This window comes from Burkholderia sp. Ac-20345, from assembly GCF_017104825.1.
Taxonomy (GTDB): Bacteria; Pseudomonadota; Gammaproteobacteria; order Burkholderiales; family Burkholderiaceae; genus Burkholderia; species Burkholderia lata_B.
Map to the genome: position 1 here is coordinate 1 of NZ_JAAGPO010000046.1, position 13,166 is coordinate 13,166.

At 69.8% G+C, this 13,166-nt stretch carries 12 protein-coding genes; 5 read left to right on the forward strand and 7 right to left on the reverse strand.

All coding sequences use genetic code 11. The annotated features are described in order from the left end of the window. The 3 genes from G3O06_RS18255 to G3O06_RS18265 form a co-directional block, all read left to right on the forward strand. A partial coding sequence (locus G3O06_RS18255) for a PDZ domain-containing protein (protein ID WP_205817021.1) occupies window positions 1–312 on the forward strand: 312 nt, incomplete at its 5' end. A gap of 227 nt (window positions 313–539) precedes the next feature. Further along, complete coding sequence (locus G3O06_RS18260; protein ID WP_205817022.1) at window positions 540–1,751, forward strand: MFS transporter; 1,212 nt, start codon at window positions 540–542, stop codon at window positions 1,749–1,751. Window positions 1,752–1,885: 134 nt separating this feature from the next. Further along, window positions 1,886–2,425: a DUF4303 domain-containing protein gene (locus tag G3O06_RS18265; RefSeq protein WP_205817023.1), complete on the forward strand. Its 540-nt coding sequence runs from the start codon at window positions 1,886–1,888 to the stop codon at window positions 2,423–2,425. A gap of 63 nt (window positions 2,426–2,488) precedes the next feature. On the opposite strand, the gene G3O06_RS18270 is transcribed toward G3O06_RS18265, so the two are convergent. The 7 genes from G3O06_RS18270 to cobA form a co-directional block, all read right to left on the reverse strand. Continuing rightward, window positions 2,489–3,187: a fumarylacetoacetate hydrolase family protein gene (locus G3O06_RS18270; RefSeq protein WP_205817024.1), complete on the reverse strand. Its 699-nt coding sequence runs from the start codon at window positions 3,185–3,187 to the stop codon at window positions 2,489–2,491. Between the two features lie 125 nt (window positions 3,188–3,312). Then, window positions 3,313–4,254, reverse strand: a complete 942-nt coding sequence (locus tag G3O06_RS18275; protein WP_089442303.1) for a helix-turn-helix transcriptional regulator — start codon at window positions 4,252–4,254, stop codon at window positions 3,313–3,315. Window positions 4,255–4,373: 119 nt separating this feature from the next. Further along, window positions 4,374–5,159: a YkgJ family cysteine cluster protein gene (locus tag G3O06_RS18280; RefSeq protein WP_205817025.1), complete on the reverse strand. Its 786-nt coding sequence runs from the start codon at window positions 5,157–5,159 to the stop codon at window positions 4,374–4,376. Between the two features lie 61 nt (window positions 5,160–5,220). Next, the gene (locus G3O06_RS18285; RefSeq protein WP_205817026.1) at window positions 5,221–5,820 is read right to left on the reverse strand and encodes a uracil-DNA glycosylase family protein; all 600 of its coding nucleotides are present in this window, start codon (window positions 5,818–5,820) and stop codon (window positions 5,221–5,223) included. A 121-nt stretch (window positions 5,821–5,941) separates the two neighbouring features. Then, complete coding sequence (locus tag G3O06_RS18290) at window positions 5,942–6,994, reverse strand: CmpA/NrtA family ABC transporter substrate-binding protein (protein WP_174973970.1); 1,053 nt, start codon at window positions 6,992–6,994, stop codon at window positions 5,942–5,944. Between the two features lie 5 nt (window positions 6,995–6,999). Next, the gene (locus tag G3O06_RS18295; protein ID WP_174915449.1) at window positions 7,000–7,596 is read right to left on the reverse strand and encodes an ANTAR domain-containing protein; all 597 of its coding nucleotides are present in this window, start codon (window positions 7,594–7,596) and stop codon (window positions 7,000–7,002) included. 156 nt (window positions 7,597–7,752) lie between these two features. Then, window positions 7,753–8,523, reverse strand: a complete 771-nt coding sequence (cobA, locus tag G3O06_RS18300) for a uroporphyrinogen-III C-methyltransferase (protein ID WP_205817027.1) — start codon at window positions 8,521–8,523, stop codon at window positions 7,753–7,755. Between the two features lie 665 nt (window positions 8,524–9,188). Here cobA and G3O06_RS18305 point away from each other — a divergent pair. Both G3O06_RS18305 and nirB read left to right on the forward strand, forming a co-directional pair. After that, on the forward strand, window positions 9,189–10,514 hold the full coding sequence (locus G3O06_RS18305; protein ID WP_174982394.1) for an MFS transporter: 1,326 nt from the start codon (window positions 9,189–9,191) through the stop codon (window positions 10,512–10,514). Window positions 10,515–10,535: 21 nt separating this feature from the next. After that, window positions 10,536–13,133 carry a nitrite reductase large subunit NirB gene (nirB, locus tag G3O06_RS18310; protein WP_205817028.1) on the forward strand — a complete coding sequence of 866 codons (2,598 nt, stop codon included), beginning with the start codon at window positions 10,536–10,538 and terminating at the stop codon, window positions 13,131–13,133. Window positions 13,134–13,166 lie beyond the last annotated feature (33 nt).

Genomic DNA, 13,166 nt, shown 5'->3' on the forward strand with positions numbered 1-13,166 from the left:
TCGGCGGCTGCACGACCGGCGCCGGGGCCCGGCGCGGGCGACGGCGGCGACCGCCTCGGGCTGACGATGCACGCGCTGACCGACGACGAGCGCCGTTCCACGGGGCTCGCGGTCGGGATGATGGTGGACGCGGTGCACGGCCCGGCAGCCAAGGCCGGCATCCAGCCGGGCGATGTCGTGCTGGAGCTCAACGACACGCTGCTGGAGACGCCGGACGACATACCGGCGCTCGAAGCGAACGGCGGCAGCGTGATCGCGGTGCTGATCCAGCGCAACAACGCGCGGAAGTTCGTGTCGGTGCGTGCGCGTTAGGGCGTTGACGCGGCCGGTATCGTCCACCTACCATCGTCCGGTATCGCACGCAGTCAGCCAGGCAACCAGGAGCCATCCGGCATGAAAGCAGCATTCATCATCGTAGTCGTCCACAGGCGCAGGGTCCGGTAGCGGCACCGCGCCGGCACCCATGCGCCCCCGACTCGTTCGGGGGCTTTTTTTTGCATTGCGCACGGCCGGGCGGCACGTGCGTGGAGGGCACACGCTTGCAATCGAACCTGCCGATCGCTTCCGAACGGGCGTCGCCGAGACACGCGACACTGATCCTGCTGTGCGCGTGCTCGGTGCTGCCGCTGAGCCTGTTCCTGCCGTCGCTGCCGGCCATCGCGCGCGACCTGCGCGCCGACTATGCGCTCGTCGCGCTGTCGCTCGGCGGTTATGCGGCGGTGGCCGCGTCGCTCGAGTTCGTGATGGGGCCGCTGTCGGACCGGTTTGGGCGGCGGCCGGTCGTGCTGGCGAGCGTCGGCGTGTTCGCGCTCGGCTCGCTCGGCTGCGTGATGGCGACCGATATTCGTGCATTCCTGGCATGCAGGCTGATGCAGGCGGCGATCACGTCGGTCTATCCGGTGTCGATGGCGACGATCCGGGACACCGGCGGCGGTGCGCGCGCGGCGAGCCGGATCGGCTACGCGGCGATGGCGGCCGCGTTCGCGCCGATGCTTGGCCCGACGCTCGGTGGCGTGCTCGACCAGACGGCGGGCTGGCGCGCGAGCTTCTGGCTGCTCGGCGCGGCGGGCATCGCGCTGTTCGTCTGGTGTGCGTTCGATCTCGTCGAAACCCATACGAAGCGGTCGTCGAGCCTCGGGCAGCAGCTTCGCGCATATCCGGCGCTGCTTCGTGCGCGCCGTTTCTGGGCCTACGCGCTCTGCATGGCGTTTTCGACCGGCTCGTTCTACGCGTTCCTGGCCGGCGCGCCGCTCGCCGCGCAGACGGTGTTCGGCATCGCGCCCGCGGAGATCGGCTTCCATATGGGCACCATCACGGCCGGCTTCGTGTGCGGCAGCTTCCTGGCTGCGCGTTACGCGCGCCGCTACGCGCTGGCCACGACGATCCTGTGCGGACGGATCGTCGCGTGTGCGGGGCCGTTGATCGGCCTCGCGCTGATGTTCGGCGGCGCGACGCATGCGATCGCATGGTTCGGGCCGTGCGTGCTGGTCGGCATCGGCAACGGGTTGTCCAATCCGGGCGCGCATGCAGGCGCGGTGTCGGTGCGCCCGGAATTGGCGGGCAGCGCGTCGGGGCTGGCCGGTGCGATGACGATCGCCGGTGGCGCCGCGCTTTCGTCGCTGATGGGTGCGGTGCTGACACCCGGTAACGCGCGCTATGCGCCGCTGGCGATGATGCTGCTGTCGGCCGCGATCGCGCTGGCGGCGGCCGTCTGCGTGCGGGTGTTCGATGCGCGGGACGCGAGGCGGTGAACGCAGGCGAGCGGAACCCGGCACGCTACCGTGCCGCGGGCGATTGGCGGACAATCGGCCGAATATCGGGAGACGACGAACCCTCCGCGCGCCGGGCACGCTCCGACGCGCGCAGGGCGACTGGACGAGGGGGGATGAGCGACTTTTCTGATTTTCAGCGAGAAATTGCCGACGCCGCGAGGGCGACATTTAGCGCGCTGCGGGCGCAGCACCCGGACGAGCATTTCTACGCGTTCGCGCTGTATACCGACAGCGGCGCGATGACGGTGGTGCCGGCGGCGAATTCGGTCGAGGGGCTGCGCCGGATCCGCGAGCAACCGGCTGTCCCGGACGACGACCCGTGGTATGCGTGGGGCTTTTCCGAATGGGCGTATGCGGCGGCGGAAGCGTCGCCGTTCAATGCGATCTGCGGCAAGCTCGCCGATGACGTGCTGAGCCCGCAGTTTGTCCGGTCGAGATTCCCGGAATTTTCGCGGCAACTGCACGCCGACATGATCGGGGCGTTGCGCCTGCTCGACCGTGAGGGCCTGTTCGGCACGGGCGACGAAAGGGCGGCGATCACGCTGTTCGTGTCGATCAGCGACGACGATGCTGCCGAGGCGCTGGAAAACGAATCGGCGAATGTGCTGAATCCGCCGGCCGTGGCCGACGCATTCCTGCGCCGCTACGACTGACCGATATCGGGATATCGCACGGCGGCCCCGCCCAGGCGGCCGCCATGCGTGCTGCGTGACGGCTTACGGCTTCACGCCCACGACGAACTCGAACGTCGCGACACCGTCGACGCCGCCCGTGACGCGGTCACCGGGCTGCAGCGCACCGACGCCGGCCGGCGTGCCCGTGAAGATCAAATCGCCGGCCTTCAGCTCGACCGAGCGCGACACATACGCGATGACGTCGGGCACGGCCCAGATCATGTCGGCCAGGTCGCCTTGCTGGCGCGTGTCGCCGTTCACTGCCAGCCAGATGCGGCCCGTCGCCGGGTGGCCGGTGGCCGCTGCCGCGCGCAGTGCGGTCACGGGGCCCGATGCGTCGAAGCCCTTCGCCCAGTCCCACGGACGGCTCAGCTTCTTCGCTTCGGCTTGCAGATCGCGGCGCGTGAGGTCGACACCGACGCCGTAGCCCCACACGTGCGACAGCGCGTCGGCCGGGTCGATCGACCGGCCGTCCTTGCCGATCGCGACGACCAGCTCGATTTCGTGGTGGAGGTCGTTCGTCAGCGGCGGATAGGCGACGGTGCCGCTGGCCGGGACGATCGCGTCGGCCGGCTTCGTGAAGAAGAACGGCGGTTCGCGGTCGGGATCGGCGCCCATTTCGCGCGCGTGGTCGGCGTAGTTGCGGCCGACGCAGAAGACGCGGCGCACCGGAAAGCGCGCGGACGACTGGTCGACTTCGACGGAAGGACGCTCGGCAGCGTCGATGACATAAGCGGACATCGGATGGCCTCGTTCGGTGGGAAGACGGATGCCGCGCCCGTACGGTGCACGGGCCGGCATGCGTGCAACGATACCCGACGCCCGCGCGGCCGGATGCGACGCAACTGCGTTTTACCGGGACAAAACTACGCGTCGGCCGCCGCCGGTGCGTCGTCGCCGTCCGGCAGCGCGGCATTCGCGTCGCGGTACGCCTTCGGCGACACGCCGACCCGCGCGCGGAAGCGCCGCGCGAAATACCCTTCGTCACGGAAACCGACCGAGCGCGCGATGTCCGCGATGCGCCGGCTCGTGTGCGCCAGCAGCGACTGCGCGAGCGCGATCCGGCGCTCGGTCACGAGATCGGTGAAGGTGCTGCCGGTTTCCTTGCGGACCAGGTGCGCGAGGTAGTTGGGCGACAGGAACGCGGCCTCGGCGGTCGCGGCGAGCGTCAGGTCCTCGCGGGTCAGGTTGGCGCGCACGTGGCGCAGCACGCGCGCGAGCGCGTCGCGCCGGCCCGCCCGCTGGGCGCCGCGCTGCGCGAGCTTGTCGAGCGCACCCGCGTACTGCGTGCAGACGAGCCCGATCAGTTGCAGCAGGTAGCCGCGCAGCAGCGTGGTCGAGCCGAACGTGCGCACGCGATCGGTGTCGAGCATGCACAGCGCGAGGCGGCGAGCTTCTTCGTAGGTGTCGCCGGTCAGGATGAAGTCGAGATGTTCCTGGAAGCGGAACGGCGTCAGCTCGGGAAAGCGGTGCGCGGGTACGTCCTCGAGATCGAGCGGGTCGACGTCGAGATCGGCACGCAGGAACGCCTGGCTGAAGTTGATCACGATGAAGTGAGCGCCTTCCGGATGCGGGATCAGGTGCTCGCGGTGCGGCAGCACGAACGCGAGCGCGCCGCGCGGAAACGGCCGCGTGACGCCGCCGATCCGCTGCTCGGTGTCGCCGCCGAGATTGAACTGGATCTGGAAATACGCGTGCCGGTGCGGCTCGGTGATTGCCTGGCGCGACGCCTGGTCGCGGATGTAGAAATCGAGCCGGTCGCTGCGTTCGGGCATCCCGTACAGGCGCGGCGGGGCGGTGGAGGGCATGAAGGATTCTGCTGTTCGTGATGCGGTTGAGCCGCGATGGTACAGCGAACCGGGCGCGACGGCGATCTGTGCGGCCGTGCGTCTTTGCCCGGTGTCGCTCGCGGCGTGCCGCGCGGCGATCATTCGTCCGGGTGGAAGCCGAGATAACCGGCGTGCGGGCTGCCGCTGCCGGCACGCTGGCTCGCCGCGCCGACCGACACGAGCGCATCTACCGTCGACGTACGGTTCGACACGAGCGTCCACGCGATGGCGTCGTCGGCGCTGGCCGGTGCCGGCTCCGATGCGCGCAGCGCCGTCAGTGCGGAGAGCAGCGTGGCGGCCGGCGGCGTGTGGACCGCGAACCCTTCGTTGGCCACGGCCGCCGTATCGATCCCCAGCACCGTACACAACTGTGCCCGCAGCGGCGTCTCGGCTTCGCTCGCCGCACGCGAGCGCGCGATGTTCTCGCGGGTGTCCGCGTCGACGATCGTGCCGCCGCGGACGAACGGTGCCTGCTGCCACGCGTCGGGCGTGCATTGCTTGCCGCCCGGCACCAGCGGCACGAACGGATTCACTTCGGCCGGATAGATCCGGCACACGAGCGGGCGCTCGTCGTAGATCGCGCACCGCAGGTCGTCGAGCAGGTTCGGGCACGGCCCGGCATGGGTCGCGGTGAGCATGACGGTGATGCGGACGGGCAGCGAGCCGCTGAGCGCGGCGCTCGAGCGCACGCGCTTGTACGCGGCGAACGCGTTGTCGGGCTCGGGCTCGACGAGCCACGGCATCGCATCGCACAGCAGCTCCACGTGGCCGCCGCGCTGCAGCCACGCCGTGGCCTCGTCGATCGTCAGCGGAATGCGCAGGTTGCGGCAGCATCCGCCGCAGCCGTTGCAGGCAAAGTCGAGGTCGGTGGGGGTGTCGTTCATTCTTGATTCGATCCGGATAACGGGGGTGTCGCGAAGCGTCGCGACTTGGCAGCGGTTGTGTTTACCGGGCGACCAGCGGCGCGACCCGGCGCCGCAGCTCGGGCACGACGCCGGCGTCGAACCACGGGTGGTGCTTGAACCACGCCTGGTTGCGCGGTGACGGATGCGGCAGCGGCAGCACGTCGGGGCCATAGTCGCGCCAGGCGTGCACGGTGTCGGTCAGCGTGGCCTTGCGGGTGTCGCGCAGGAAATGCCGCTGCGCATACTGGCCGATCAGCAGCGTGAGCCGGATCGACGGCAGCTCGGCGAGCAACCGGTCGATCCACAGTGGCGCGCATTCGGGGCGCGGCGGGTTGTCGCCGCTCGCGCCGCGGCCCGGGTAGCAGAAGCCCATCGGCACGATCGCGAAGCGCGTCTCGTCGTAGAACGTGTCGGCGTCGACGTCGAGCCAGCCGCGCAGCCGCTGGCCGCTCGCATCGTCCCACGGGATGCCGCTCGCATGGACGCGTGCGCCCGGCGCCTGCCCGACGATCAGGATGCGCGCGTCGCGATGGGCACGCACGACGGGGCGCGGGCCGAGCGGCAGGTCGGCTTCGCAGGCACGGCACGCGCGGATTTCAGTGAGCAGCACGTCGAGCGGCGCGCGCGATGGTTTCGGCATCGAATCTGATCGGGGACGGAGTGGTCATGCGGCGTCACCCGGGGATGCGTGCCGGGCGCCGACAGGCGGCCCGGACAGGCGTGGCGCGGGAGCGCGCGCCGCCTGCATCACGCGGTGCGCATCACGCCTGCGACAGGCCCGGTGCGCCGCTTTCGGCGACGGCAGCATCATACAACGCGGTTTGCGCGATCGCTCGGGCGATCCCCGCGTCGTCGTGCGAACCGTCGAGCATGCCCCAGCGCCGGTATTGAGACAGGAACCACTCGCCTTCGCGCGGATCGGGGCGGTTCACGGCGCCGCCGTCGTGGAAGCGGATCGGCAGCGGCGGCACGGCGAACGGTCCCGATCCGTAGTCGCCGAGCAGGCGCGGTGCGATCAGCCGGGCCGGCACGCCGAGCGCGTCGGGCGACGCGAGCCAGTCGGCCGTCTCGCGACGGTGCGTGGCGTTGTCGAGCCATGCGCAGGCATCGACGAGCGTGCGGATCAGCGCACGGGCAGTGGCCGGATACAGCGCGACGAAATCGCGCCGGGTCGCGAGCACCTTCTCCGGATGATCGGGCCAGATCTCGCTCGTGACGGCAACGGTGCGCCCCGCGCCGCAGGCTTCCGCCACCGCATGCCACGGCTCGCCGGCGCAGAAGCCGTCGAGTTCGCCGCTGGCGAGCGCGGCCACCATCTCGGGCGGCGGGATCACGACGCTGCGCACGTCGCGCAGCGGATCGACGTCGTGCGACGCGAGCCAGTGGTTCAGCCACATTGCGTGCGTGCCGGTCGGGAATGTCTGCGCGAGGAGCGGCTTGCGGCCGAGCGTCGCGAACGCGTCGCGCACGCTGCCGCTGTTGCGATACGCGTCGGCGAGGCCGCGCGACAACGAGATCGCCTGGCCGTTGCGGTTCAGCACCATCAGCGCGGCCATGTCGGCCTGCGGGCCGCCGATCCCGAGCTGCAGCCCGCAGACGAGCCCGTACAGCGCATGCGCGGCGTCGAGCTCGCCGCTCAGCAGCTTGTCGCGGACGGTGGCCCACGACGGCTGGCGGCTGAGTTCGAGCGTGAGGCCGTGCCGTGCGCCGAGGTTCAGGCGTTGAGCGACGATCAGCGGGGCCGCATCGCTCAGCGCGACGAACCCGAGACGAAGATGCGCGCGTTCCGGCGCGACGGGAGTTGAGGTATCCATGGCGGTCATGACTGGGGTGACGCGTCGAGCAGTTGCCGCGCGACGTCGACGATGCGCAGGCCCTGATCCATCGCGCGCTTGCGCAGTGCCGCGTACGCGTCGTGTTCGGACAGCTTGCGCTGGTCCATCAGCAGGCGCTTCGCGCGGTCGATCAGTTTGCGCTCCGCGAGTTCGCGCTCGACGTCGGCCAGCCGGCGGCGCAGCGCGTCGTCGTGCGAGAAGCGGGCAAGCGCGACTTCGAGAATCGGGGCGAGGCGCTCGGCCGACAGCCCTTCGACGAGATACGCGCTGACGCCCGCGCCGACTGCCGCGCGGATCAGCGACTGGTTCGAGTCGTGGCTGAACATCAGCACGGGGCGCGGGGCGGTGGCGTGCATCACCGCGAGCTGCTCGAGCGTGTCGCGCGATGGTGAATCGGTATCGATGATCACGACGTCGGGATGCTGCTCCTCGACGGCTGCCGGCAGGCGCGCGGGCGTCGCGACGTCGTTCAGCATCTCGTAGCCGAGGTGCGCGAGCGCGTCGCCGAGCTCGCCGATCGGTTTGTCGGTGTCGGTGACGAGCAGCACGCGCAGGCGGGCGGAAGAAGCAGACGTACTCATGACGCGAACGGCGGCGGCGAAATCGTGGCGCGATGTGCGGATCGGGGGTGGCGGCCCCGCGCGGACATCGTGTCGGTGCCGCGCGCGGCGGCCCGGCGGCCGGTGCCGCTGTCTTCATGATAGGTGGGCGGCCGGTGCCGCGTGGTGTCGCGCATGCTATGCGGCCCGGGACAAGGCCGTTTCGATCGCGGCGCCCGCGTCCGGCACGTCCAGAACGGCCGCTTCGCCGATCGCGCCGCCGACGAGGATCACCGCCGGGCTGCCGAGCCGCGCTTCGTCGATGCCGCGCGCGAGACCGCCGAGCGTGCCGGTCCAGCGGCGTTCGTCGGGCGTGCCGGCCCATTGCACGGCCGCGGCCGGCGTCGAGGGCGGCAGCACGGTGAGCAGGCCGGCGGCAATGCTGTCGACTCGGCTCATTCCCATGTAGATCGCGAGCGTGGTGCCGGTCGCCGCCAGACACGCCCAGTCGGGTTCGCCGTGGTCTTGCCGATGCGCGGTGACGAACGTGACGCCGTGGCAATGCTCGCGGTGCGTGAGCGAGATGCCGAGGCTCGCGGCGGCTGCGAAGCCCGACGAGATGCCGTTGACGATCTCGACCGGAATCGCGGCGGCACGCAGCGTCGCGAGTTCTTCGCCGGCACGCCCGAACAGCAGCGCATCGCCACCTTTCACGCGCACCACGTGCGCGCCGCGCAGCGCGTAGCGGCGCATCAGCTTCTCGATGAATGCCTGCGGCGTGGAGCGGCAGCCGCCGCGCTTGCCGACGCGGATCACGCGTGCCTGCGGCGCGAGTTCGACGATGCCGGGCGCGACGAGATCGTCGAGCAGCAGCACGTCGGCAGCGGCCAGCGCCTTCACGGCCTTCAGCGTGAGGAGATCGGGATCGCCGGGGCCGGCGCCCAACAGCGTGACTTTGCCTGTCGTCATGTCGTGTTCCTGTGCCGCCTGCATGCGGCGGTCGATAGCGCGTTGTCTTGCGCGGCGGCGGCGGGCGGTCGAAACGCACCGGCATCCGGCCGTGCCGCGCACGGAGGGACACCGTTGTCCTGATCGGCCCGCCTGGATGACGGGCATGGTTTGCGGGGACTGCCCACCGGCGCCGTTGCCGGTGTCATGCATCCGATTCAGCAATATCCGGGCCAACCGGCATGACACGTCGTGCCGGCACGGCGGGAACAGCGTGCATCGCGCCGCGCGATGGCCACGCATGCCCATGCAGCCGCCGCGCGCGGGCAGCCGCAATGCCGCATCGGCGTGCATCGTGCCCCGTCAGCGCGCACCGCGATGTCGCACGGCGACAGTGCTGCAGCGCACCACATCTGTGCTTTGCTGCCTCACGGCGCATCGCGTGCCGCGTGTCGCCGCGCGTCGCACAACGCCCGACGCGCCTTGCGCGGCGGGGCTGTCGGCCCGATTCGCAACGACATGGCACGGCGCTTGCGTTAGCTGGTTCGGGCGGATCAACGGCGATTCGTCCGGCAGTACCGATTACAGACGCGCCCGGCAACGGGCTTCATGGGCAACGGCGTCCTACGCATCGGGTCTCGACGAGACCGGGTGCGCAGGACGCCGTTTTTCGTTTGGCGGATGACATGACCGACAAAGCTACCCGTATCGATCTCTTCAGCTTCCGCACCGCGCCGATGCGCGCGTTCCACCTGACGTGGATGGCGTTCTTCGTGTGTTTCTTCGCATGGTTCGCGTGCGCGCCGCTGATGCCGTTGATCGCACGCGAATTCCACCTGACGGCCGCACAGGTCGCCAACATCAATATCGCGGCCGTGGCCGCGACGATCGCCGTGCGGCTGCTGGTCGGCCCCATGTGCGACCGCTTCGGCCCGCGCCGCGTGTATGTCGGCCTGCTGCTGCTCGGCGCGATCCCCGTGTTCGCGGTGTCGTTCACGCATGACTACCTGTCGTTCCTGATCTGCCGGCTCGGCATCGGTGCGATCGGCGCGGGCTTCGTGATCACGCAGTACCACACGTCGGTGATGTTCGCGCCGAACGTGGTCGGCACCGCGAACGCGACGACGGCCGGCTGGGGCAACGCCGGTGCCGGCGCGACGCAGGCGCTGATGCCGCTGCTCGTCGCCGCGGGCCTGATGCTCGGCTTCGGCGAGGATTCGTCGTGGCGCATCGCGCTGGTCGTGCCGGGCGCAGCGATGCTCGTGATGGCCTGGGCGTACTGGCGCTTCACGCAGGACTGCCCGCAAGGCGACATCATCGCGCTGCGCAAGGAAGGCGTGACGGTCGACAGCGGCAAGAAGGGCGGCTGGGCGAGCTTCGTCGCGGCCTGCGGCAACTATCGCGTGTGGATGCTGTTCGTCACGTACGGCGCGTGCTTCGGCGTCGAGGTGTTCATCCACAACATCGCCGCGCTGTACTACGTCGATCACTTCAGCCTGTCGCTGAAGGACGCCGGCTTCGCGGTCGGCCTGTTCGGGCTGCTCGCATTGTTTGCCCGCGCGCTCGGCGGCTGGCTGTCCGACAAGATCGCCGCGCGCCGCAGCCTTGACGTTCGCGCGACGCTGCTGTGCGCGCTGATCGTCGGCGAAGGGCTCGGGCTGATCTGGTTCTCGCATGCGCAAAGCGTCGGCATCGCACTCGTCGCAATGCTCACGTTCGGCCTCTTCACGCACATGGCCTGCGGCGCGACCTACGCGCTGGTGCCGTTCATCGACCGCAAGGCACTCGGCGGCGTGGCGGGGATCGTCGGCGCGGGCGGCAACGTCGGCGCGGTGGCCGCGAGCTTCCTGCTGAAGGGTGTCGGCGACGTGCAGCACACGCTGAGCCTGCTCGGGCTGGCCGTCACCGCGACCGCCCTGTGCGCGATGGCCGTGCGCTTCAGCGAAGAACACAAGGCACGCGAAGCCGAGCTGCGCGATCGCGCGCTGGCTGCCAGCACCGTCGCGAACTGATCGACCGAAGGAAACGTCACCATGAAACTCATCGTCATCGGCCACGGCATGGTCGGCCACAAGCTCCTCGAATGCGTCGCGGCGGAGGCGGGCAGCGCGGGCGCGCTGCAGGTCACCGTGCTCGCCGAGGAACCGCGCCCGGCGTACGACCGCGTGCACCTGTCCGAATTCTTCGCGGGCAAGTCGGCGGACGACCTGTCGCTCGTCGAACCCGGCTTCTTCGAGCGTCATCCGCAGTTCGACCTGCGCCTGAACGCGCAAGTCGCGTCGATCGACCGCGCCGCGCATACGGTCACGCTCGCGTCCGGCGAAACGCTCGCGTACGACAAGCTGGTGCTCGCGACGGGCTCGCGCCCGTTCGTGCCGCCGATGCCGGGGCACGATCGTGACGGCTGCTTCGTGTACCGGACGATCGAGGATCTCGAGGCGATGCAGGCGTGCGGCGTGCACGCGAAGCGCGGCGTCGTGATCGGCGGCGGGCTGCTCGGCCTCGAATGCGCGAAGGCGCTGCGCGACATGGGGCTCGACACGCACGTCGTCGAATTCGCCCCGCGGCTGATGGCCGTGCAGGTCGACGACGGCGGCGGCCGGATGCTGCGCGCGAAGATCGAGGCGCTCGGCGTGACCGTGCATACGGGCAAGAACACGCTGGAAATCGTCGATGGTGAGGAAGGCACGCACCGGATGGCGTTCGCGGACGGCTCGCACCTCGACGCCGACATGATCGTATTCTCGGCCGGCATCCGTGCCCGCGACGAACTGGCCCGCGCATGCGGGCTCGACGTCGGCCCGCGCGGCGGCGTCGCGATCGACGACGCGTGCCGCACGAGCGACGCCGACATCTACGCGATCGGCGAATGCGCAGCCTGGAACGGCATGGTGTACGGCCTCGTCGCACCCGGCTACGACATGGCTCGCGTGGTCGCGAAGCAGCTCGGCGGCGATGCGAACGGCGAGGCCGGGGCCGCATTCGCGGGCGCCGACATGAGCACGAAGCTGAAGCTGATGGGCGTGGACGTCGCGAGCATCGGCGACGCGCACGGCACGACGGCCGGCAGCCGCACCTACCAGTACGCGGACGAGCGCCGCCAGGTCTACAAGAAGCTCGTGGTGTCCGACTGCGGCAAGTTCCTGCACGGCGCGGTGATGGTCGGCGATGCAGCCGAATACGGCACGCTGCTGCAGATGATGCTGAACCGCATCGAGCTGCCGGAGTCGCCGGAGTTCCTGATCCTGCCGTCGTCGGACGGCGTCGCGAAGCCGGCGATCGGCGTCGAGGCGCTGCCCGCGGCCGCCCAGATCTGCTCGTGCAACAACGTGTCGAAGTCGCAGATCTGCACGGCGGTCGCCGACGGCGCGACGAGCCTCGGCGCACTGAAATCGTGCACGGGCGCTGGCACGTCGTGCGGCGGCTGCGTGCCGCTCGTCACGCAGATCATGAAGGCCGAGATGAAGAAGCAGGGCCTCGCGGTCAACAACCATCTCTGCGAGCACTTCCCGCATTCGCGCCAGGAGCTGTTCCACCTGATCCGCGTCGAGCGCATCACGACCTTCGACGAACTGCTCGCGAAGCATGGCCACGGCCTCGGCTGCGACGTCTGCAAGCCGGCGGTGGCGGGCATTCTCGCGTCGTGCTTCAACGAGTTCGTGCTGAAGAAGGAGCACGCGGGCCTGCAGGATTCGAACGACTACTACCTCGCGAACATCCAGCGCGACGGCACGTACTCGGTCGTGCCGCGCATGCCGGGCGGCGAAGTCACGCCGGAAGGCCTGATCGCGGTGGGCCAGGTCGCACAGAAGTACGGGCTCTACACGAAGATCACCGGCGGCCAGCGCGTCGACCTGTTCGGCGCACGCGTCGAGCAGCTGCCGTCGATCTGGGAGGAGCTGATCGCGGCCGGTTTCGAATCGGGCCATGCATACGGCAAGGCGCTGCGCACCGTGAAGTCGTGCGTCGGGTCGACGTGGTGCCGCTACGGCGTCGACGATTCGGTCGGCCTCGCGATCGACCTGGAGAACCGCTACAAGGGGCTGCGCGCGCCGCACAAGATCAAGTTCGGCGTGTCCGGCTGCACGCGCGAGTGCGCGGAAGCGCAGGGCAAGGACGTCGGCATCATCGCGACCGAGAAGGGCTGGAACCTGTACGTGTGCGGCAACGGCGGGATGAAGCCGCGCCACGCGGAACTGCTCGCGTCCGATCTCGACCGCGCCACGCTGATGCGCTACATCGACCGCTTCCTGATGTTCTACGTGCGCACGGCCGACCGGCTGCAGCGTACCAGCGTGTGGCGCGACAACCTCGAAGGCGGCCTCGACTACCTGGCCGACGTCGTCGTGCACGACAAGCTCGGGATCGGCGCCGAACTCGAGGCCGACATGCAGCACGTGGTCGACACCTACGAGTGCGAATGGAAGAAGGCCGTCACCGATCCCGACACGCGCAAGCGCTTCCGCCACTTCGTGAACAGCGACGCGCCGGACACGACCATCGAATTCGTCGAGACGCGCGGCCAGATCCGGCCCGCGACGCCCGGCGAACGGACGGGTGGCAAGCCCGTATCGATTCCCGTGGTGGCCGAAGGCGTGACGCAAGCCGCCACCGAACCCGCAACCGTCTGACCCTGACCGACACCAGCGTCTTTTCCAAGGAGC